Raw genomic sequence first — 21,390 nt, 5'->3', positions numbered from 1 at the left:
CGGGTTTTCGCGGATTCGCCGTTTAGTGGCGACGAGGTGCTCAGGGGCGGGGTTCGCCATTGAGTGGCGACGAAGCCTGGTCACGGCTTATTCGCGGACTTGCCGTTGAGCGGCGACAAGGATGCGCCTGGCCGAGAGGCCGTCCCGCGGATTTGCCGTCAAGCGGCGACGACGTCTGGGACTGCCGATCGCTAGTGGATTCGCCGTTGGGTGGCGAAGGGGGCCGGTGGCGGTTCTCGCGGTGTTGCCGTTGAACGGCGACGGCGACTGGGGCTGATGGCGGCGGCGGGCCAGTCCGGTGTCCGATGGCACGTTGGGTGGTCGTCGCCGTTTAGTGGCGACTCTCTCGACGTCGCCCGGCAATGGCCAGCCGCGAGCGTGGGCAGCAAGGCAAGGCACCCCCAAAGGTGACCAGGTCGGCTGTTGCCACTAAACGGCTAACCCCAGGTCAGCGGGCCTGCCAGCTGCTCGAAAGGCCCGGTAAGCACTCCCAGTGTCAGTCCTTGCCCGGCCCACCGCCCGTGTCGCTCACCACGATCAGGACCACGCGGTCGTCGCTGGAGACCGGCTTGCCGCCGTCCTTGTTGACAGTTCCCGCGACGGCCAGTTGCGGGTTGATCATGCTCATGGCGGACAGGCGGCCGTACGTCGTGGCGGACTTGCTCTTGCCGTCGAGAGTGACCGTCGGCTTGCCGGTGACCGCGCCGTCCTTGTTGACCGGCACGTTCTGCATGCCCGTGGACGACGCGATGCCGAGGATGCCGTTCGCGTCGACGAAATCGACACAGCCGCCGAGGCTGGGCTTGTCTTGCCAGGTCCACGCGGGCGTGCTGAGCGGCTGTCCGGGCTGGAGGCGGTAGACAGCGTCCGGGCCGTTGGCGGGGTGATCGGTCACCCAGGTGCGTTTTCCGTCGGGCGAACGGCAGATGCCGCCGGGGGAGTGCAGGCCCGAGGCGTAGACGGCGGACCCGGATTTGGGATTCCCGGTCGCCGGTTTTCCGGACACGTCGACGCGCAGGACCTTGCCCGCCAGGGAGTTCGGGTCCGAGGTCGCGGCTGGGTTGCCGGCGTCGCCGGTCGCGACGAGAAGTGCGCCGTTTCCGTCGCTGGCCAGCGCGCCGCGGTTGCCGGTCGCGCCCTTCGGGATCCCGGTCAGCACCGGTTTCGGGGCCTGGCCCTTGGCGAAGCGCACGACTCGGTTGTCCGACGCTGTGGTGATGTACGCGAAGACCAGCTGGTCCTCGACGTAGCTTGGCGACAGCGCCAGGCTGGTGAGCCCGCCGTCGCCGTCGGCTTGGACGTCCAGTTGCGCGAACGACGTCGCGTCGTGTCCTGAGCTGGCCAGCATGACCCGGCCGGTTTTCCGTTCACCGGCGAGAGCGGCGGGCGCGGACCCTTCGCCGGGAAGTCCGGCGACGGCGGCGACAGTGTCCAGGCAGGTGGCGATGACGGCCTTGTCGAAGTCCTTGCAGCCCTGCGGAGGCGGAACCGGCGAAGGAGACGCTTGCGCCGGGCCGGAGCGGGGGCCGTTGCCGGAGCCGTCGCCGTGCTCCTGGACCTGCGGCGGAGACTCCGGACTCGGCACCGGCGCGGGCGTGAACGTCTGGCCGGCGGCGGTGTCGTCGAACCGGGCGCAGCCGGAAAGCACGAGGCCGCCGCAGGCGAGGAGGGCCAGCGGCGCCGACCACCGGTACCGGGTACGCATGATGCCCCAGCCTAGGTGGCGCGGCGTGAGCCACTGGTAAGTGGCTACCGTGGTGATCATGACAGTCACCGTGCTGGTCCCGGACGACGAGGGCGTCGCCGTGCTGTCCGAAATCCCTCTCGTCCACGCCGTGCGCTACGAATGGGGCCGCTCGCTGCCGCCGGAGGCTGCGAAAGCCGAGGTGCTCGTTCCGGCGATGGATTCGGTGGGCGACGACATCTGGCGCGATCTGCCGAACCTCAAGCTGGTGCAGCTCCTGACCGCCGGCGCGGAGGACTGGGTGGGCCGCGTCCCGGACGGCGTTCTGCTGTCCACCTGCCGCGGTGCGCACGGCGGCAGTATGGCCGAGTGGGTTGTCGGCGTCCTGCTGTCGATGTACCGGAATCTGGACGTTTACGCGGCGGCGCAGCGGGCCGGGCGTTGGGAGCAGTTGCCGTCCGACACCTTGCAGGGCCAGCGGGTGCTGATTGTCGGGGCGGGCGATGTCGGGCGGCAGTTGCGGCGGCGGTTGGAGCCGTTCGACGTCCGCTGCACGATGGTCGGGATGTCGGCGCGCGAGGGCGTGCACGGTGTCGATGAGTTGCCGGAGTTGCTGCCGTCCCACGATGTGGTGGTCATGATGGTCCCTCTCACGTCGCGGACGCGGGGCATGGTGGACGCTGATTTCCTCGCGGCGATGCGCGATGACGCGGTGCTGGTCAATGCCGCTCAAGGGCCGGTCGTGGTGACTGACGCGCTTGCCTCGGAAATCGCGGCGGGCAGGCTTCGCGCCGCGCTCGACGTGACCGATCCCGAGCCGTTGCCGGCGGACCATCCGTTGTGGACTGCGTCCGGTTTCGTGCTGACGCCGCACGTGGCCGGTGCCGTGCGGGGAGTCCGGCGGCGCGCTTATTTGGTGGCTGCGGCGGAGATCGCCCGGTACGCTGGCGGCGAGCTACCTGGAAATCTCGTGCGCGGTGAATACTGATCATTTCCCGAATGTCGGCCTGGCACTCAGGGTTAACCCTGAAAGAGCCCTTGACCTCGGCGTGCTCGCTCGCGGGTCACGGCTGAATCCCCTAATCTTCGCCGCGTGACCACTCAAGGGGACGACTACCAGACCAGCGTGCTGTCCGGTGTCGAGGACTCTGCCGGCAACGACTACGACGAACCGCGGCAGGGCGGTCTCGGCTTCGGCCTGCTCGTCTTGCGCCTCGGGCTCGGCGTGATCATGGGTGCGCACGGCCTGCAGCACCTGTTCGGCGCTTTCGGCGGACCGGGCGTCGGCGGGTTCGCGCACGTGCTCGAGATGTTCGGGTACCACAAGCAGACGACGCTGCTGTCCTGGATCACCGGCATCACCGAGGTCGCGGGCAGCGCGCTGGTGATCGTCGGCCTGTTCACGCCGCTCGCCGCGGCGGGGCTGCTGGGCGTGGCCGCGAACATCGTCTACGCGAAGTTCCACGGCGGCTTCTTCCAGGGCACCGGTCAGGGCTGGGAGTACGAGCTGCTGCTGGGCCTGTGCGCGCTGACGCTGATCTTCACCGGCGCGGGCACCCTGTCGCTGGAGCGGAACACGCCGTGGCGGAAGCGGCCGTTGCCGCTCGGGCTCATCTCGTTGTTGCTGGCCGCGGCGGCGTCCGTGGTGGTCATCGTTCTGACTCGCTGAATCGCTAAGGGCGGTGTCGTTGACACGCTGGAGTCGGCTGGGGTGGGACGTCGGGGCGGTGGCGCTTCGTTGCTGACCTGGGGCTGTCGGGTCGTTGCCATTTAGTGGCGAATGCCTGGTCAAGGCCAAGATTCGGGTGGTCACCGGCTGTTTGGCTGGCTACTGGATTGGCTCGTGAGCGGCGACGGCAGGTGCGTCCTAGGCGTCGGCAGGCTTATCCGAGGTCGCGGGGAAGGCGGGGCGAGGGTTTCGGCGGTGGCTTCGGCAGCGATCTCGGCGGCCGAAGCTCGGGCGGTGTGCCGTGTTCCGTGTGTGAGGGGTTGGCCGGGTTCGAGTGGCGGCGGGTGCTCTGCGGTGCGGGAGTTTCCGGATATGGGCGACGGGCCCCGTCGCGCGGGAGGTGTGCGGAAGCGTCTCGATCGTGCGGCTTCAAGACAGCCGGGGCGACGACTGGCCGTTTGGCGGCGAATCGCATCGGTTAGGCGGCCGGGGTTGGCCGAAGTGACGGTTCGCCGTTTTTGGCGAACGGCATTGGTCAGGGGCGTGGGTTGCCCGAAGTGACCGTTGGTCGTTTTGTGGCGAACGGCATCGTGCGCGGGCTGACCGAGGTGACCGTGGCCGTTTATGGCGAAGAGCGTCGACCAGGGGCTGAGCTGGCTGACGTGACCGTTGGTCGTTAAGCGGCGAATCGCGGCCGTGAGGATCCGGCGACCTACCCGAGACCTCACGGTCGAAAACCAGCCGAGAAAACGGAAGGGGCCCGCGCATCGTGCGCAGGCCCCTTCCAGCAAGAAACAGCAGGATCAGCGGCTCGGGTCCCGAACGGCGCCGGTGTCCGCCGAAGTGGCCATCCGGGCGTAGGCCCGCAGCGCCGAGGTGATCGGGCGGTGCCGGTCCTTCGGCTGCCACGGGCGTTCCGAAGCGTCCATCTTCGCCCGCCGTTCGGCCAGGACCTCCGGCTCGACCAGCAGTTCAAGCCGGCGCTCGTGGACGTCCAGGACGATCTGGTCGCCGTTCTCCACCAGGCCGATCAGGCCGCCCGCGGCGGCTTCCGGGGAGATGTGGCCCACCGAGATGCCCGAGGAGCCGCCGGAGAACCGGCCGTCGGTGATCAGGGCGCACTTCTTGCCCAGGCCGGAACCCTTGAGGAACGCCGTCGGGTGCAGCATTTCCTGCATGCCGGGGCCGCCCGCCGGGCCCTCGTAGCGGATGACCAGCACCTCGCCCGGCTGGATCTCCTTCTTGAGGATCGCCGACACGGCCTCCTCCTGGCTCTCCAGCACCCGCGCGGGGCCCTGGAAGTGCCAGAGTTCCTCGTCGATGCCCGCGGACTTGATCACGGCGCCGTTCTCGGCCAGGTTGCCGCGCAGGATCGCGAGGCCGCCGTCCTTCGTGTACGCGTGTTCGACGTCGCGGATGCAGCCGCCCGCGGCGTCGGTGTCCAGCGACGACCAGCGGTTTTCCGTCGAGAACGCCTTCGTGGTCCGGACCCCGCCCGGCGCGGCATGAAACAGCTCCAGCGCCTTCTCCGACGGGGACTCGGCGCGGATGTCCCACTCGTTCAGCCACGTGGCGACGTCCGGGGCGTGGACCGCGTGCACGTCGGTGTTCAGCAGGCCGCCGCGGTAAAGCTCGCCCAGGATGGCGGGGATTCCGCCGGCCCGGTGGACGTCTTCCATGTGGTAATCGGAGTTCGGCGCGACCTTCGACAGGCACGGCACCCGGCGTCCGATCGCGTCGATGTCGCTGATCGTGAAGTCGACCTCGCCCTCCTGCGCGGCGGCGAGGATGTGCAGCACGGTGTTCGTCGACCCGCCCATGGCCATGTCCAGCGCCATCGCGTTCTCGAACGCCTCCTTCGTGGCGATCGAGCGCGGCAGGGCCGACTCGTCGTCGGAGCCGTACCAGCGCTTGCACAGTTCGACCACCGTGCGTCCGGCGTTGGCGAACAGCTCGCGCCGGGCGGCGTGCGTCGCGAGCGTGGAGCCGTTGCCCGGCAGCGACAGGCCCAGGGCTTCGGTGAGGCAGTTCATCGAGTTCGCGGTGAACATGCCGGAGCACGAACCGCAGGTCGGACAGGCCGAGCGCTCGACCTCGGACAGGCCGGCCTCGTCGATCGCCGAGTTCGCGGACGCCGCGATGGTGGTGATCAGGTCGGTCGGGGCCTGCGCGACGCCTTCGACGACCACTGCCTTGCCGGCCTCCATCGGGCCGCCGGAGACGAACACGGTCGGGATGTTGAGCCGCATCGCGGCGTTGAGCATGCCCGGCGTGATCTTGTCGCAGTTGGAGATGCACACCAGCGCGTCGGCCTGGTGCGCGTTGACCATGTACTCCACCGAGTCGGCGATGATCTCGCGCGAGGGCAGCGAGTAGAGCATGCCCGAGTGGCCCATGGCGATGCCGTCGTCGACCGCGATCGTGTGGAACTCGCGCGCGATGCCGCCGGCTTCGGCCACCGCCTCGGCGACGATCTCGCCGAGGTCCTTGAGGTGCACGTGGCCGGGCACGAACTGGGTGTAGGAGTTGGCGATCGCGACGATCGGCTTGCCGAAATCGCTGTCGGTCATTCCGGTCGCACGCCAGAGCGAGCGTGCGCCCGCCGCGTTGCGACCGTGGGTGGTGGTCCGGGAACGGAGGTGCGGCACGGCATTCTCCCAGGTCAGAAGGCTGGACCAGGCGGAGGGGAACAGCGGCTCCGCAAACTGGTCCTACCAATTCTACTCGGCTGGTTTGCCGTCGGCGCCGCCGGTCTGTTCCGCGCCCGCGGAAGACGCCGGTTCGGCCGCTTCCGGAGCGGGGTCCGGCGCGGGCTTCCCGGCAGGATCCGCCGGCTTCTTCCCGGCGAGTTCCTCCTCGCTCAGCACGCCCGACGGGTCCTGGATCTTGCCCTCGCTCACCAGCGCCAGTACCGGAAGGTGCCGCGTCCGCACAGTGGGAAGGCTCACTTGGGTGTCATCGCCGAGGACCGCGCGCACGCGGGCTTTGTTCGTGATCGCCAGTCCCTTGAGCGACGACCACGGCAGGTCGCGCTTGCCGAAGACGGTCCGGACCTGCAGTCCTTCGCGGTTCGCGACGGTGCGGGTGCGGGCGACGAACACGAGCAGCGCGAGCGGGAAGACGTACAGCCACTGGAATCCGCCGATCTCGCCTAATGCGACTGGCGTCACACAGACGATCAGCAGACCGATGGCGAGATACGCCGTGGTCGGGATCCGGAACACGGCCTTCCGGCCCTCGTCCGCACGCTGGTCCTGCTGTTTCTTGGCCACGCAGGAATGGTGCACCGACGCCGCGGGCGGCCTGCGCCCGGGTCGCGGGGGAGCAGTACTGGCCGTCCACGATGCGGAACCGCTGTCCCGCAGAGTTGACACTCGCCCGGGCGCGCGACTAGCCTCGGGCCCGTGATTACGCAGACCGGTCTCGTACTTCCTCAGCGCGCCGACGCTTAGGAAGAGTCCTCTGCGTCGACGCGCGACCCTCGTGCGACCTTACGGTCGGCGGGGGTTTTTTGTTGCGTGAAACCGGTTCCCCGACCGGAAGTACGGCCCAGACAACCCGAACGAGTGACACCGAGAACCCACGAGGCAGAACCGATGACCAGTGCCACGTCGCGCAGCGACGCGAAGCCCGGGCCGACCGCGCCCGGTGTCCCAGGAGCACGTCCGAAGCCCGCCCCTCCGGCGGGTACGCCGGTGCGCGTCACCGGCGCGCAGTCGCTTGTCCGCTCGCTCGAAGCGGTCGGCGCGGAGGTCGTGTTCGGCATTCCGGGTGGCACCATCCTTCCCGCCTACGACCCGCTGCTGGACTCCACGAAGGTCCGGCACGTCCTCGTCCGCCACGAGCAGGGCGCCGGCCACGCCGCCACCGGCTACGCGCAGGCGACCGGCAAGGTCGGCGTGTGCATGGCGACCTCGGGGCCGGGCGCCACGAACCTCGTCACCCCGCTGGCCGACGCGAACATGGACTCGGTCCCGGTCGTCGCCATCACCGGGCAGCAGTCGCGCGGCCTGATCGGCACCGACGCGTTCCAGGAAGCCGACATCTGCGGCATCACCATGCCGATCACCAAGCACAACTTCCTCGTCACCGACCCGGCGGAGATCCCGCGGGCGATCGCCGAGGCGTTCCACCTGGCCGCGACCGGACGGCCCGGCCCGGTGCTGGTGGACATCCCCAAGGACGTGCTGCAGGAGATGACCTCGTTCTCCTGGCCGCCCGAACTCCGGCTGCCCGGCTACCGCCCGACGCTGCGGCCGCACGGCAAGCAGGTCCGCGAAGCCGCGAAGCTGATCGCGCAGGCACAGCGGCCGGTGCTGTACGTCGGCGGCGGCGTGATCAAGGCCGAGGCGTCCGCGCAGCTGCTCGAGCTGGCCGAGCTGACCGGCATCCCGGTCGCCACCACGCTGATGGCGCGCGGCGCGTTCCCTGACTCGCACCGTCAGCACGTCGGCATGCCCGGCATGCACGGGTCCGTCGGCGCGGTCGCGTCGATGCAGCGCGCCGACCTGCTGGTCGCGCTCGGCGCCCGGTTCGACGACCGGGTCACCGGCCAGCTGTCGTCGTTCGCGCCGGACGCGAAGATCGTCCACGCGGACATCGACCCGGCCGAGATCTCCAAGAACCGCAAGGCGGACGTGCCGATCGTCGGCGACTGCAAGGAGATCATCGGCGAGCTGATCGACGCGGTGAAGACCGAGTTCGAGCGCGGCCGCCCCGACCTGAGCGACTGGTGGACCCAGGTCGACTCGTGGCGCGAGGACTATCCGGCAGGCTACGAATGGCCGGACGACGGGTCGCTCTCGCCGCAGTACGTCATCGAGCGGATCGGCGAGCTGGTCGGCCCGGACGCGGTGTACGTCGCGGGCGTCGGCCAGCACCAGATGTGGGCCGCGCAGTTCGTGAAGTACGAGAAGCCGCGTTCCTGGATCAACTCCGGCGGACTCGGCACCATGGGCTTCGCCGTCCCGGCCGCGATGGGCGCGCAGTTCGGCCTGCCGGACACGCCGGTGTGGGCGATCGACGGCGACGGCTGCTTCCAGATGACCAACCAGGAACTCGCCACCTGTGCCATCGAGGGCGCGCCGATCAAGGTCGCCGTGATCAACAACGGCAACCTCGGCATGGTCCGCCAGTGGCAGAACCTGTTCTACTCCGAGCGGTACTCGAACACCGACCTCGGCACGCACAAGCACCGCATCCCGGACTTCACGCTGCTGGCCGAGGCGCTCGGCTGCGCGGGCCTGCGCTGCGAGTCCAAGGAGCAGGTCGACGCGACCATCCGGCGGGCGATGGAGATCAACGACCGCCCCGTCGTGATCGATTTCGTCGTGGGGAAGGATGCCCAGGTGTGGCCGATGGTGGCCGCGGGCACCGGGAACGACGAGATCATGGCCGTCCGCGGCATCCGGCCTCTGTTCGACGACGACGAGGTTTCGCAGGAAGCCGCCGAGGCCGCTGAGGCCGCCGCCGCGGAAGGAGAGCAAGCATGACCGTGCACACGCTGAGCGTGCTGGTCGAGAACAAGCCCGGCGTGCTCGCCAGGGTCTCCGGGCTGTTCTCCCGCCGCGGCTTCAACATCGAGTCCCTCGCAGTCGGGCCCACGGAGAACCCCGAGGTGTCCCGCATGACGATCGTGGTCGCCGTCGAAGAGCTACCGCTCGAACAGGTGACCAAACAGCTCAACAAGCTGGTGAACGTGATCAAGATCGTCGAGCTGGAGGCAGGCAGCGCCGTGCAGCGCGAACTGCTGCTCGTCAAGGTCCGGGCGGACGCCACCGTGCGCAGCCAGGTCCTCGAGACCGTCCAGCTCTTCCGCGCCAAGGTGGTGGACGTCTCGCCGGAGGCGCTCACCGTCGAGGCGACCGGGACGTCGGACAAGATCGGCGCGCTGCTGCGGATGCTGGAGCCGTACGGCATCCGCGAACTCGTCCAGTCCGGCATGGTCGCGGTGGGCCGCGGGGCCCGCTCGATCACCGCCGCTTCTCCCCGCTGAACACCCAGATTTCGTGTAAGTACGGAAGGAAGTAGTACCCCCCATGGCAGTGGAAATCTTCTACGACGACGACGCCGACCTGTCGATCATCCAGGGTCGCAAGGTCGCCGTGATCGGCTACGGCAGCCAGGGCCACGCGCACTCGCTCAGCCTGCGCGACTCGGGCGTCGACGTCCGGATCGGCCTGCAGGAGGGGTCCAAGTCCCGGGCGAAGGCCGAGGAGCAGGGCCTGCGCGTGCTGTCGGTCGCCGAGGCGGCCGCCGAGGCCGACGTGATCATGATCCTCGCGCCGGACACGAAGCAGCGCTTCATCTACGACGAGCACATCGCGCCGAACCTCAAGGACGGCGACGCGCTCTTCTTCGGCCACGGCTTCAACATCCGGTACGACCTGATCAAGCCGCCGGCCAACGTCGATGTCGCGATGGTCGCCCCGAAGGGCCCGGGCCACCTGGTCCGCCGCCAGTTCGTGGACGGCAAGGGCGTGCCCTGCCTGATCGCGGTCGAGCAGGACGCTTCGGGCAACGCACAGGCGCTCGCGCTCTCCTACGCCGCGGCGATCGGCGGCGCGCGGGCCGGCGTCATCAAGACGACCTTCACCGAGGAGACCGAGACCGACCTCTTCGGCGAGCAGGCCGTGCTCTGCGGCGGCGCGTCCGCGCTGGTGCAGACCGGTTTCGAGGTGCTCACCGAGGCGGGCTACGCCCCGGAGATCGCCTACTTCGAGGTGCTGCACGAGCTGAAGCTGATCGTCGACCTCATGTACGAGGGCGGCATCGCGCGCCAGCGCTACTCCATCTCCGACACCGCCGAGTACGGCGACCTCACCCGCGGCCCGCGCGTCATCTCGCCGGCCGTCAAGGAGGAGATGAAGAAGATCCTGGGCGAGATCCAGGACGGCACCTTCGCCCGCGAGTGGGTCGCCGAGGACGAGGCCGGCCGGCCGAAGTTCACGAAGCTCGAGGAAGAGGGCAACCAGCACCCGATCGAGAAGACCGGCAAGAAGCTGCGCGACCTCATGTCGTGGGTGGACCGGCCGATCACCGAGACCGCCTGACCGGTTTCCCTCGGAGGAGGCCCTGTCGTCCGTTCGACGGACGACGGGGCCTTCTTTCCGTTTGAAGGCGATACCGCCGAACGGCGGATACGCTGTGCCGATGAGCCGTCCGACCGACGACAAGGCGCACATCCGGCACGAACTCGACCTGACTGGCGCGACCTGGATCCGCGCCGAACCGGCGGGCGTGAGTCTGGAGCATTGCGCGGAGTACGCGTTCGTCCCTCATTCGGACGGGGTGACGTACGTGGCCATCCGGCAGCCGACTGATCCGGATGGGGCGGTGCTGGTGTTCACGCCTTCGGAGTGGGACGCGTTTACTCGCGGGGTTCGGGACGGCGAGTTCGAGTTGCCGGGGGAGGCGTAAGGCTCGCGCTTCTGACGGCAGGGTTGGACGTCGGTGGTGTCGAGCGTGGCGATCGGGAATGACGCCGTGGCCAGTCAGGACGGCAGGAAGATCGCGGCCGCCGCGTCGGCGAGTGCGTCGGGGCTCGGGGAGTCCGCGTCGGTTTGGGCCAGGTGCAGCAGGCCGAGAATGGCCGCATAGGCGACGCGTGCCCGATGAGCTGCTTGGTCCGGTGGGAGTCCGAGTTCGCGGTAGGTGCGGGTCAGAAGGTCCAGCCGGGCTCGGTTGACGCGGCTGACCGCTTCTTTGACCCGCGGGTCGTTGCGGTCGCCGAGCAGGCTCAGGTGGACTGACGGCGCCAGCGGCTGGACGGCGCGCACGACGGCGGTTAGCAGATCGCGCAGCCGTTGCCGCGGATCGGCGATTGCGGCGTATTCGGCGAGTCCTGCTTCGCCGTGGCTTCGCCCCCAATCGGCGAGAGCAGCGGTGATCAGCTCGTCCCGGTTGCGGAAGTGCGCGTAGAAACTGCCCTTGGTCACGCCGAGCTTCTGCGCGAGCGGTTCGACGCGGACCGCGGCCAGTCCGCCGTCCGCGATCGCCTTCAGCGCGGCCCGGGTCCAGTCCCGCGCGGACAGCCGGGGCGAATCGTTCACCATGCGCGGAGGATACGGCACCGTATTGACGGTCTCCCGCACGCTGGATACGGTGGCGTATGGATACGCAACCGTATCCTCATGCTGAGGGGAGATCGGGATGACGCACGCGAAGATTCGCCGGGTGGTCACTGGGCACGACTCCGGCGGCAAGGCCCAGGTGGTCGCCGACGAGGCGGTCGAGCCCATCACTTCCGGTCTGATGCCCGGATGCGCGATTTACCGGCTTTGGGGCCGGGACGAGCGACCGGTGTTCCCGGACGACGGTGCCCCGCGTCGCGCCGAGGAGCATTTCCCGCCGCCGGACGGATCGCGGTTCATGATCAACACGATCGCGCCGGGCGAGCTGACGCCGTCGCCGGATCTCGACCTGGCTGCGGCCTGGGAAAAGCTGGAGCGGCAGGCACCGGGCGCGGTCGCTGCGATGGAGCCCGATTCGCCGGGCATGCACACCACCGACAGTCTCGATTACGTCCTGATCGTCTCGGGGGAGGTCACGTTGGAGCTGGACGATGGCGACCAGACGGTCTTGCGCGCCGGCGACGTGCTCGTCCAGAACGGCACACGGCACGCCTGGCGCAACCACGGCGCCGAACCGTGCACGATTGTCGGCGTCGCTATCGGTGCGGACCGGCGGTAGCCGAGTTTCGCCACGGAGCGGCGACGGGTCGTTTTGCCCGTCGGGGTTGACCTTGACATCGTGACAAGGTCTTCACTGGTCGACGGAGGTGATCCCGATGAACTCGAAACAAATGAATTCCCAGCTCACGCGGCTGATCGAGGCGTTGGGCGCCGGGGGCTCGTCGACGCGGCTGCAGGCCGCCCTGACGATCGGAACGCGCCCGGACGGCCCTGGTCTCGTGGAGGCGCTCGTCGCACGGTGCGCGATCGAGCCGGACTTCTACGTCCGCGACATGCTCACCTGGGCGCTGACCCGGTTCCCGGCCGGGGACACGGTGCCGCGGCTTCTCGCGGAGCTGCGGTCCCCGGTGGCGCAGGCCCGGAGCCAGTCGCTGCACACGTTGTCCAAGATCGGCGACCGGAGCGTGTGGCCAGCGATCACCCGATCGTTGCTGCAGGACGCCGACGACGAGGTCGCGAGAAGTGCTTGGCGAGCGGCTGTCGTCCTCGTACCGGACGGGGACAAGGCCGGGCTGGCGGCTGACCTGGCGACACAGTTCGGTCGCGGTGACCGGACCGTGCAGCTCAGCCTCAGCCGGGCGCTGGTCGCGCTCGGCCCCGTGATCGAGCCGGTATTGGCGGCCGCGGTGACGAGCGCTGACCCGGCCGTCCAGGCGCACGCTGTTGCCACTGAGCGGCTGCTCCGTGACCCGGAAACCGGTTTCGACCAGGCCGTGGACGAGGCGAAACGGATCGTCGCGCTCGGTCCGGAGCGGGCTCAGGAAACCGCGTGCTGATCGGCGAGGTCGCCCGCCGCTCGGGGGTGAGCACCCGGATGCTCCGGCATTACGACACCCTCGGGCTGGTGCGGCCGACCGGTCGCACCGTGGGCGGCTATCGCGAGTATTCCGACGACGACATCCGCCGGATCTTCCATGTGGAGAGCCTGCGGTCGCTCGGGATGTCGCTGCGGCAGATCGGCCGGGCGCTGGAGGACCCCGCGTTCGTGCCGTCGGAGCTGGTCGGCGACCTCATCCGGCGGACCGAGGACCGGCTGAAGCGGGAACAGGAGCTGCTCGACCGGCTCCGTGCGGTCGATGCCTCGGCACCCTCCGGCTGGGAGGGTGCCTTGCGCATCGTCGAGCTGCTGCGCGGGCTCAGCTCGCCCGGTGCCGCGCGCCGGCAGCAGACCGTGCTGGCTCCGGCCGATGACGTGCCGGTCCCTGCCGAAGTGCTGGCCAGAGCGGTCCTCGCCGAATCGGACCCGAATGTCGCCGGTGCCCTGCGGTGGGCCCTGGCCCGGACCGATGGCGACGGGGTGGCGAATGTGGCGGCGGGTCTCCGCTCGGAGAACGAGGACATCCGCCGGCGCGCGATTTTGGCGATCGTCGAGCTGCCCGGCTCCGAGGCGACTGCGGTGTTGACGGACGCGCTCGCCAGTTCGGATGCGGTGGTTCGTCGGCATGCGGCGCTCGCTTTGGGCGCGCGGGGTGTCGCGGAGGCTGTGCCGACTCTTGTCGAAATGGTCGTCGAGGGGCGAAACGACGTCGAGGCGGCTGAGGTTTTGGGTGCGCTGGCGGATGGGGGTGTGGCGGGGATCGTCGAGGCTTTGGCCGGGGCGTCGGCGGCGCATCCTGCGGATTCGGCGGTGCGGATCCGGTTGACGCAAGCGCTTGCGGAGATGCCCGGGACGTTGGCGCAGGGGGAGTTGCGGCGGTTGGCGGGTGACGGGGATCGGGCGGTGGCGTTGGTGGCTTCGGCGCTTGTGAAGGTCGTCGAGGAGCGTGGCGAGGGGCGGTGACGGCTGCTCGGGCCGTGGGCTGGGGGGAGAATCTTGGGGGAATGTGCTGGTCAGGGGGATTTGCCGATTAGTGGCGAAAGTTTGTGGCGGGTTGCCGTGGCCGGTTGGCGGCGACTGGTGGGGTGGTTTTCCGGGTGGATTTGCCGCTGGGTGGCTAGGGGCGTGAGGTTGGCTTTGTCGCTCGGCGATGGGTGGACGGGCGTTTCCGCTAAGCGGTGAAGACTGTGCCGGGCGTTTGCCGCTGAATGGCGACGGCTGAAGTGGCGAGGGTTGTTGGTGCGCGGCGAGGATTGGCGGTGGGATTTGCCGCCGGTCGGGTCGGCGCTGGGTGTTCGCCGCTGAATGGCGATGGCCGAAGCGGTCGTTTGCCGCTGAGTGGCGAGGGCAGGCGGTGAGTGCGAGCCGTCGAACGTCGGGGTTTCGCCGAGTGTCTTGTTGCCGGGTAGCCTAGACTTTGGGCGTGAGTGTCGCCGCTGAACGGCGAATGCTGTGCGGGGTGCGTTGCCGATGCCCGGCCGTGGTCGCGGAGGGAGCTTTCGCCGTTGAGCGGCGACGATCGGTGGCACGCGGCTCCGGTAGGAGGTGGCGGGCGTTGCCGTTGAATGGCGATAGGGATTTCGTCGGTCGGTTGGCTGTTGCTGATTAGCGGCAACGTGGTGCCGAGGTGTCGTCGTTTGCTGGGGAGTTGCCGTTGAGAGGCGAAAGCCTGGTCGGGGCGCTGCTATCCGGTGACGCGAGCGATTAGCTCCGGCAGACGGCCGGTAGCTGCGGCCAAGGCGAGATGGTCACCGTAGTCGCGGGATTCGATGATCTGTCCCTCGCGGATGCGCATTGCGAAGATGTTGTTCACCTGGAAGGGCGTCCCGGAGCTGGTTTCGCCGATATAGGCCGACTCGCCGATGACGACTTCTGGGTCGGTGCTCAGGTGGAGCACGAGGTCGGTCACCTCGATTCGGAATCCTGCCGCGGCGCCGGCGGTGAAGTGGGCGCGCAGGTCGTCTCGGGTGCGGAGGATGGGGGCTCCGGGCAGGAACGGGTGTCGGACATCGGTTTTTGCCGCATAGAGGTCCGGGAGTTCGGACCAGCGTCCGTCGGCGACGCCGAAGACTAGTTGGTGGAAAACGCCTTCGCGGCTGGTTGGGGATACGGGCGCAGCTGGGCGCGGGGCGATCGGGTGGGGTTTGTAGGCGGGGGCTTTTGCGTATGCCTCGGTTACGGCGGCGGTTGCGTTTTGGATGGCGGCCAATTGCAGATAGTCGTGGTAATCGCGGGTGTGGGTCAGGAGTCCGTCGCGGGCTCGGAGGACTTGGATGTTGGCTGTTTCGGCGGTCCGGCCGGTTTGCCGCGATTCGGCTGTGTACTGGTATTCGGCGACGATGACTTCGGGGTCGGCTGTTTCGTGGATGGTCACGTCGTGGCGGTTGAGGCGGAGGGTGCCGCCCAGGCCGTTGACGAAGCGGTCGTGCAGGGCGGTCCGGCCTTCCAGGCGTCCGGGCCTGGGTACGGCGGTCGGGTGTTCTACGACGGTGTCTTCGGTGTAGAGCTGGGCCAGGTCGGTGAATCGGCCTTCGCTGATTCCGGTGGAGAGTTGGTCGAACAGGTCGCGTGGGGTGGTCATGTGAAGTCTCCGCAGGGGTTGGGTAACCGGAGTCGGCAGTCCGTTCGTTGGGACGATACGGACTGTTGACTCCGGTTGTCTACCCGGTGGAGTTGCCGATTAGTGGCGACTGAGTCGGCGTAGCAGCTCTTGAGCTGCGGGGCTGTCGCACGCTTCTGCCCAGCCTTCGGGGGTGCTGTCCCAGAGGGCGTCGCGGGCGGTGAGGTCGGCACCGGCGGTTGCGAGGAGTTCGATGACGTCCAGGTGGTTGCTCTGGGCGGCCAGGTGCAGCGCCGTTACGCCGACGCCGTGGCGTGGGCCGCCGAAGGTGCCGGCTTGGTTGACGTCTGCGCCCAGGGCCAGGAGGGTCTCTGTCGCCGCTGAGTGGCCACACGTCGCTGCCCAGGTGAGGGCGGTGCCTCGATACACGTCGGCGTTCAGGTTTGCGCCGCGTGCGGTCAGGGTGCGGAGTGCGGCTGTTCGGTTGTTGCGGGCGGCCCAGGCCAGCGATTCGTCGAGGATCTCGGTGGGGTCGTTGGTCGGCTCCCAGAAGGGAAAACCGCTGTGTGGCCGGTAGAAATCACGGTGTGCGCCGGCTGCTGGCGAAAGAGTCCCCTGTGGACTGACGAGTTCATCCAGCAGTGCGACGTCGCCGAGACCGGCTGCGACGCGCAGGTTGCGAGGGGACCGGTCGTGCGTTGCCAGTTTTTCGGCGACAGCTCGATTTCCCCAGAACAACGCCACGACGAGCGGGGTTCCGCCGTCTCCGCGGCCGGAGATGTCCAGCGGTGCGCCGGCGTTGAGGAGAATGTCGGTGATGAGCGGTAGATTGCTGTAAGCGGCTTGATGTAAAGCAGTCCATCCATGGGCGTTGGCTCGCGCGGGGTCGGCGCCGTGGGCGAGCAGGATGCGGACGAGACGTTCGTCGTGCGTTGCTGACGCCATGCCGAGGAGGTCGTTGCCGTTGGTGCCACGGGCGTGCGCGAGGTGCGGGGCTTCGGTCAGCAACGAGGACAAGCCGTCGAGGTCTCGGGCTTCTACCAGCTGATACGCCCGGGCGAACGGTTCGCCGTTTTTCGGCAAATCCTCGACGTGCGTCTTCAACGCCCGCCAGGTGCGGAAGCCGTGTTCTCGGGCGATGACCGTCAAGGCACCGGCGCGGGTCAGCGCTTGCTCGTGACGGTCGAAGGCGGTTCGCGCGGCGGGCGTGCCGTCTTCGGCGGAGGCGAGGAGGCCGATGGCGCGGCCGCGGTAGTACTCGACGTCCTGGTGGTAGGCGTGCTGGACGTCCGGGCCGTGTTCGGCGACGCGGCGGACGTACGCCTGCAGCTGTGGCCAGCTGGGGAATCCGTAGCGGCGCGCCAGCCGGAACTGCGCTTCCGACAGTGCGAGGGAGTCGGCGCGGGCGAGTTCCTTCGCCTGTTTGCGGAGCTGGCCGAGGTTGGGGTTGGCGGGCAAAGCCGTCATCAGGGAGTCCTTCCTTCCCTTGCGCGCCCCGTGGTCCGCCGGCACCGGGCAGGGAAGAAGGCAAAGCTCGGCAACTCGTGGTACGGGGGTGGGCTCAGCCCTTTCCGCGGACAGGACGCGGCCCCTGCCGCGCGAGGCCACTGTAACTCACCAGGGTCAATGTCCGCCGGTGATGACGCTGACCGCGATCCCGAGAGTGGCCGTGTTGTACATGAACGACAGGACGCTGTGCGCGAGCACCAGGGAACGGATCGACGTCGTCCGCGTTTCGACGTCCGAAACCGCGAAGCTCGTCCCGATGGTGAACGCGAAATAGGTGAAATCGGCCAGCGCGGGGCGCTCTGTTTCGGGGAAGCGGAAATGTTGCGTCGGGAGATCGTCGTAGTACTTCTGGGCGTAGCGTTCTGCGTAGCCGAAATGCAGGATCGCCCAGGCCAGGAGGACTGCGGGGACGCCGACGACTTTCGCTTCGGTCGGGTCGATGCCGGTCTCCGGCAGGACGATCGACAGCCCGCCGGTGACGCCGACGAGGCTGGTCAACAGGGTGAACAGCAGTCCGAGCCGACGGCCGAGAACGCCCTTCAGCCACCGGGCGTGGCTGATCTTCCGGCTGCGCGAGACCCGCGCGATCCGGATGCCTAGGTAGATCAGCGCGAGCAGGTCCCAGAGGAGAAGGGCGAGGACGGTGTCGTCCTTGACGAAGGTGACGATTCCCAGCACCAGCAGGACGAGTTCGACTATCCGGGACACGGCGAGGGCGAGTTTCGTGAACACCGGCGGCTCCCCGGGCGAACGCGGCTGGGCGTTTCGCGACGATAACAGCGGGGGGTGGCCGCTGGGCGGCGAAACGGTCCGGCCGGGGTCGCCCGTTCAGGGGAAGTGTCGCGGGTGGCCGGGAATGCTTGCTGGGACCGGTAAAAGTGCTCGCGTCCAGGAGGTGCACGTGCCCGGTGGAGGCATTCGCCAAAAAACGGCGAACGCCGCCACCAGGCAAAAAGCGTCAGAGGACCAGCGGGGCGAGGCGACGCCAGCCGTCCACCGGAATCTCCGGCCCGGCACCGAGAACCTGGACGCAGACGTGGTCCGCTCCGGCGTCGAGGTGTGCGCGGACGCGGTCGGCGACTTCCTGTTCGCTCTGGTAGGCCACGATCGCGTCGACGAGACGGTCGCTGCCGCCGCCGGCGAGGTCCGCTTCGGAGTAGCCGAGCCGGAGCAGGTTCGCTCGTTGGTGTGCGGCCAGCTGCACGTATCCGCCGACGTGTTCGCGAGCGATTTGCCGTGCGCGCAAGGGGTCCGGGTCCAGGACGACGGCTTGTTCGACGGCGAGGTAGGCGTCGGGTCCCATCGTTTCCCTGGCGAATGCCGTGTGCTCCGGCGGGACGAAATACGGGTGCGCGCCGTCAGCCTGTGTTGCCGCGAGCTTCAGCATTTTTGGCCCGAGAGCGGCGAGCAGCCGACGCGGCCGGGAAGCCGGATCGGCGGGAAAGTCCAGGTCCGCCACGTTCATGGCATCGAGATACTCCCGGATCGCGCTGCCTCCGCCGCCGGGCCGATGTCCGCCGAGCCCGAGCGTGAACCGGCCTGGATACGCCTCGGCCAACGTGCGGCCGGCGGCTTCCGCGGCTGCTGCCGACCGTTCGGAAAACCGGGCGATCCCCGTCGCGACCGGCAGCTTCGTGGTCGCTTCGAGCAGCAAAGCCGCTTGAGTGAACGCTTCCCGCCCGCGGTACTCGCCGAACCACAACGCGGCGAAACCCAGCGCTTCGACTTCGCGCGCGGCCGCCCGGACTTCGCCGATTTCCTTGCCGTCAAAGGCGAATGTCCAGATCCCGACCGGCATCGCGGCACCGTTCCTGTCCACAACAGACTCCAAGAGGTTCTCGGCCGCGGAGTGCGGCGTCCATTCCGGGGCAGCCCGGGCCGACGCGTCCGCCGAGGACGAACCGGCTAACCAGAGGCTGCCTCCGGTTACTATACGGAGGCTACCTCCGATTTGTCACGGGATAAACTCCGGACGAGATGACCGACGACAAGCCGATGCGCGCGGACGCCCGCCGCAACTACGAACGCCTGCTGGTCGAAGCGAGGCGCGCCTTCGCCGAACGCGGGGTCGACGCCTCGCTCGAAGAGGTCGCCCGCAGCGCCGGCGTCGGGATCGGCACCCTCTATCGCCACTTCCCGACCAGGGAAGACCTGATCGAGAAGCTCCTGCGGGACCGGTTCGACACCCAGGCGGACAAGGCCCGTGAGCTGCTCGCCGCCGAGGATCCGCTCGACGGGCTGTACGCCTGGCTCATCGGGTTCGGCGAAACGTCCGCCGTTTACCGTGGCCTTGCCGAACTGCTGGCCGAAGCGCTCGACGATCCGGAATCGCGGCTGCACGCGTCCTGCAGCGCGATGCGGGACGCCGCGTCTCAACTGGTGGAACGGGCGCAGGCGGCCGGCGTTTTCCGCGCCGACGTGACCGTCCAGGAGCTGCTTCTGTTGCTGCACGGCGCTTCCTGGGCCGGATCCCACCTGCCGGGCGACGGCGGTACAGAGCGCCTGATGACGCTTGTCTTCACCGGATTACGAACAAGTGAACAGCGGGGGCAGCGGGCTGTCAGTGCCCCGCGTTAAACTCCCGCGAGTCCGGGCACAACGACGTGCGCCGCGAGAGAGCGTCCTCGATTTCGTGACCAGATAGTGGGAGCCGCATCGTGACCAAGCCCAGCAAACCCGTAGTCCTCATCGCGGAGAAGCTCGCGCCCTCCGTGCTGAGTGTGTTCGGTGACGAGGTAGAGGTCCGGCACGTGGACGGCACCGACCGTCCCGCTCTGCTCGAGGCGGTGAAGAGCGCCGACGCGCTCTTGGTCCGATCCGCCACCAAGGTCGACGCCGAGGTGCTCGGGGCGACCACCCAGCTGAAGGTCGTCGCCCGCGCGGGCGTCGGGCTGGACAACGTCGAGGTCCCGGCCGCCACCGAGCGCGGCGTGCTCGTGGTGAACGCGCCGACGTCCAACATCGTCTCGGCCGCCGAGCACGCGGTCGCGCTGCTGCTCGCGGTCGCCCGCCGGGTGCCCGCCGCCGACCAGAGCCTGCGCGGCGGCGAGTGGAAGCGCAGCTCGTTCTCCGGCGTCGAGATCAACGGCAAGACGGTCGGCGTCGTCGGGCTCGGCAAGATCGGCCAGCTGTTCGCCCAGCGGCTCGCCGCCTTCGGCGCGAAGCTCATCGCGTACGACCCGTATGTCTCGGCCGCGCGCGCCGGCCAGCTGGGCATCGAGCTGGTCACCCTCGACGAGCTGCTGGAACGCGCCGACGCGATCTCCATCCACCTGCCGAAGACGCCGGAGACCAAGGGCCTCATCGACGCCGAGGCGCTCAAGAAGACCAAGCCGGGCGTGATCATCGTCAACGCCGCCCGCGGCGGGCTCATCGTCGAGGAGGCGCTGGCCGATTCGGTGCGCAGCGGCCACGTCGGCGGCGCCGGCATCGACGTGTTCGTCACCGAGCCGACCACCGAGAGCCCGCTGTTCACCCTGCCGAACGTCGTGGTCACGCCGCACCTCGGCGCGTCCACCGCCGAGGCGCAGGACCGCGCGGGCACGGACGTGGCGCGTTCGGTGCTGCTGGCGCTGCGCGGCGACTTCGTGCCGGACGCGGTGAACGTGTCCGGCGGCGGCGCGGTCGGCGAGCACGTGCGGCCGTACCTGTCGCTCACCCAGAAGCTCGGCCAGGTGCTGACCGCGCTGAACCCGAAGGCCCCGACGTCGCTGACCGTCGAGGTCAAGGGCGAGATCTCCAGCGAGGACACCGCGGTGCTGAAGCTGGCGGCGCTGCGCGGGCTGTTCTCCGGCGTGGTCGACGACCAGGTCACCTTCGTCAACGCGCCGCGGCTGGCCGAGGAGCTCGGCGTGCAGGCCGAGCTGGTGTCCGAATCGGAGAGCCCGAAGTTCCGCAGCCTGGTCACGCTCCGCGCGGTGCACGGCGACGGCGCGACGCTCACCGTGTCCGGTTCGGTCACCGGCAAGGACGAGGTCGAGAAGATCGTCGAGGTCAAGGGCAGGCACTTCGACCTCCGCGCCGAGGGCGACGTGCTGGTCATCGAGTACCCGGACCGTCCCGGCGTCATGGGCCGCGTCGGCACGCTGCTCGGCGAAGCGGGCATCAACATCGAGGCCGCGCAGATCAGCCAGAGCACCGACGGTTCCGACTCGATCATGCTGCTGCGCGTCGACCGGCACGTGGACGCGAACGTGCTCGAGCCGATCGGGGCGACCGTGGGCGCGCACACCATCCGCGCCGTCGATTTCAGCTAGTCCCGAATTCCGCCGAACGGCCCTTTTCCCGGACTCCCGGGGAAGGGGCCGTTCTCGCGTTCACCCGTACCGGCAACATTCGGGTAACGGACCTTTTTCCGCACGAAAGTAGGGGTTTCGGGCAGCTAGGTTTTTGCCGCGAGGCTGAACCACGCGCCGTGAGAGCACGGGGCGGCGCCGGTGCTCACCGTCGGGGGTGCGA

General features: G+C 68.8%; 19 protein-coding genes. 11 read left to right on the top strand and 8 right to left on the bottom strand.

The annotated features are described in order from the left end of the window. Positions 1 to 496: 496 nt before the first annotated feature. Positions 497 to 1,705: a PQQ-dependent sugar dehydrogenase gene (locus ACFSVL_RS34140; RefSeq protein ID WP_378310861.1), complete on the bottom strand. Its 1,209-nt coding sequence runs from the start codon at positions 1,703 to 1,705 to the stop codon at positions 497 to 499. Between the two features lie 58 nt (positions 1,706 to 1,763). Between ACFSVL_RS34140 and ACFSVL_RS34135 the strand changes: the two genes are divergently transcribed. Together ACFSVL_RS34135 and ACFSVL_RS34130 are read left to right on the top strand one after the other, a co-directional pair. After that, a complete protein-coding gene (locus ACFSVL_RS34135; protein ID WP_378310197.1) occupies positions 1,764 to 2,672 on the top strand; it encodes a 2-hydroxyacid dehydrogenase in 909 nt (302 codons plus the stop codon). 105 nt (positions 2,673 to 2,777) lie between these two features. Next, positions 2,778 to 3,353, top strand: a complete 576-nt coding sequence (locus ACFSVL_RS34130; protein WP_378310195.1) for a DoxX family protein — start codon at positions 2,778 to 2,780, stop codon at positions 3,351 to 3,353. A gap of 803 nt (positions 3,354 to 4,156) precedes the next feature. Here ACFSVL_RS34130 and ilvD read toward each other — a convergent pair. Together ilvD and ACFSVL_RS34120 are read right to left on the bottom strand one after the other, a co-directional pair. Next, positions 4,157 to 6,001 carry a dihydroxy-acid dehydratase gene (gene ilvD / locus ACFSVL_RS34125; RefSeq protein ID WP_378310193.1) on the bottom strand — a complete coding sequence of 615 codons (1,845 nt, stop codon included), beginning with the start codon at positions 5,999 to 6,001 and terminating at the stop codon, positions 4,157 to 4,159. A gap of 72 nt (positions 6,002 to 6,073) precedes the next feature. Continuing rightward, the gene (locus ACFSVL_RS34120; protein WP_378310191.1) at positions 6,074 to 6,625 is read right to left on the bottom strand and encodes a PH domain-containing protein; all 552 of its coding nucleotides are present in this window, start codon (positions 6,623 to 6,625) and stop codon (positions 6,074 to 6,076) included. A gap of 324 nt (positions 6,626 to 6,949) precedes the next feature. On the opposite strand from ACFSVL_RS34120, the gene ACFSVL_RS34115 reads away from it, so the two are divergent. The 4 genes from ACFSVL_RS34115 to ACFSVL_RS34100 all read left to right on the top strand — a co-directional run bounded on the left by ACFSVL_RS34115 (position 6,950) and on the right by ACFSVL_RS34100 (position 10,772). Beyond that, entirely contained in the window at positions 6,950 to 8,845 is a 1,896-nt protein-coding gene (locus tag ACFSVL_RS34115; protein WP_378310190.1) for an acetolactate synthase large subunit, read from the top strand. Then, positions 8,842 to 9,348 (top strand): acetolactate synthase small subunit, encoded by a 507-nt coding sequence (ilvN, locus tag ACFSVL_RS34110; protein WP_009074017.1) that lies wholly within the window; start codon positions 8,842 to 8,844, stop codon positions 9,346 to 9,348. The genes ACFSVL_RS34115 and ilvN overlap by 4 nt, the downstream gene beginning before the upstream one ends. A 43-nt stretch (positions 9,349 to 9,391) precedes the next feature. Continuing rightward, complete coding sequence (gene ilvC / locus ACFSVL_RS34105) at positions 9,392 to 10,405, top strand: ketol-acid reductoisomerase (protein ID WP_378310188.1); 1,014 nt, start codon at positions 9,392 to 9,394, stop codon at positions 10,403 to 10,405. A 100-nt stretch (positions 10,406 to 10,505) separates the two neighbouring features. Next, complete coding sequence (locus ACFSVL_RS34100) at positions 10,506 to 10,772, top strand: DUF397 domain-containing protein (RefSeq protein ID WP_378310186.1); 267 nt, start codon at positions 10,506 to 10,508, stop codon at positions 10,770 to 10,772. 74 nt (positions 10,773 to 10,846) lie between these two features. On the opposite strand, the gene ACFSVL_RS34095 is transcribed toward ACFSVL_RS34100, so the two are convergent. Further along, positions 10,847 to 11,407 carry a TetR/AcrR family transcriptional regulator gene (locus ACFSVL_RS34095; protein ID WP_378310184.1) on the bottom strand — a complete coding sequence of 187 codons (561 nt, stop codon included), beginning with the start codon at positions 11,405 to 11,407 and terminating at the stop codon, positions 10,847 to 10,849. 97 nt (positions 11,408 to 11,504) lie between these two features. Between ACFSVL_RS34095 and ACFSVL_RS34090 the strand changes: the two genes are divergently transcribed. From ACFSVL_RS34090 to ACFSVL_RS34080, 3 genes are all read left to right on the top strand, one after another. Then, complete coding sequence (locus tag ACFSVL_RS34090; RefSeq protein ID WP_378310182.1) at positions 11,505 to 12,044, top strand: cupin domain-containing protein; 540 nt, start codon at positions 11,505 to 11,507, stop codon at positions 12,042 to 12,044. Between the two features lie 97 nt (positions 12,045 to 12,141). Next, complete coding sequence (locus ACFSVL_RS34085; RefSeq protein ID WP_378310180.1) at positions 12,142 to 12,822, top strand: HEAT repeat domain-containing protein; 681 nt, start codon at positions 12,142 to 12,144, stop codon at positions 12,820 to 12,822. Beyond that, entirely contained in the window at positions 12,816 to 13,826 is a 1,011-nt protein-coding gene (locus ACFSVL_RS34080) for a MerR family transcriptional regulator (protein WP_378310178.1), read from the top strand. The genes ACFSVL_RS34085 and ACFSVL_RS34080 overlap by 7 nt, the downstream gene beginning before the upstream one ends. A 721-nt stretch (positions 13,827 to 14,547) precedes the next feature. Here ACFSVL_RS34080 and ACFSVL_RS34075 read toward each other — a convergent pair. The 4 genes from ACFSVL_RS34075 to ACFSVL_RS34060 all read right to left on the bottom strand — a co-directional run bounded on the left by ACFSVL_RS34075 (position 14,548) and on the right by ACFSVL_RS34060 (position 18,730). Continuing rightward, the gene (locus ACFSVL_RS34075; RefSeq protein WP_378310176.1) at positions 14,548 to 15,444 is read right to left on the bottom strand and encodes a nuclear transport factor 2 family protein; all 897 of its coding nucleotides are present in this window, start codon (positions 15,442 to 15,444) and stop codon (positions 14,548 to 14,550) included. Between the two features lie 99 nt (positions 15,445 to 15,543). Continuing rightward, positions 15,544 to 16,890: an ankyrin repeat domain-containing protein gene (locus tag ACFSVL_RS34070; RefSeq protein ID WP_378310174.1), complete on the bottom strand. Its 1,347-nt coding sequence runs from the start codon at positions 16,888 to 16,890 to the stop codon at positions 15,544 to 15,546. 156 nt (positions 16,891 to 17,046) lie between these two features. Continuing rightward, complete coding sequence (locus ACFSVL_RS34065; RefSeq protein WP_378310172.1) at positions 17,047 to 17,664, bottom strand: DUF1345 domain-containing protein; 618 nt, start codon at positions 17,662 to 17,664, stop codon at positions 17,047 to 17,049. Positions 17,665 to 17,890: 226 nt separating this feature from the next. Next, the gene (locus ACFSVL_RS34060; protein WP_378310860.1) at positions 17,891 to 18,730 is read right to left on the bottom strand and encodes a TIGR03620 family F420-dependent LLM class oxidoreductase; all 840 of its coding nucleotides are present in this window, start codon (positions 18,728 to 18,730) and stop codon (positions 17,891 to 17,893) included. Positions 18,731 to 18,909: 179 nt separating this feature from the next. Here ACFSVL_RS34060 and ACFSVL_RS34055 point away from each other — a divergent pair, with 179 nt between their 5' ends. Further along, positions 18,910 to 19,509 carry a TetR/AcrR family transcriptional regulator gene (locus ACFSVL_RS34055; protein WP_378310170.1) on the top strand — a complete coding sequence of 200 codons (600 nt, stop codon included), beginning with the start codon at positions 18,910 to 18,912 and terminating at the stop codon, positions 19,507 to 19,509. 80 nt (positions 19,510 to 19,589) lie between these two features. Beyond that, positions 19,590 to 21,188 carry a phosphoglycerate dehydrogenase gene (gene serA, locus ACFSVL_RS34050; RefSeq protein ID WP_378310168.1) on the top strand — a complete coding sequence of 533 codons (1,599 nt, stop codon included), beginning with the start codon at positions 19,590 to 19,592 and terminating at the stop codon, positions 21,186 to 21,188. Positions 21,189 to 21,390 lie beyond the last annotated feature (202 nt).

Source organism: Amycolatopsis silviterrae, from assembly GCF_042684085.1.
Classification (GTDB): Bacteria; Actinomycetota; Actinomycetes; order Mycobacteriales; family Pseudonocardiaceae; genus Amycolatopsis; species Amycolatopsis silviterrae.
The sequence above is the reverse complement of the archived record's forward strand: the minus strand, read 5'-3'. Positions and strand labels throughout refer to the sequence as shown.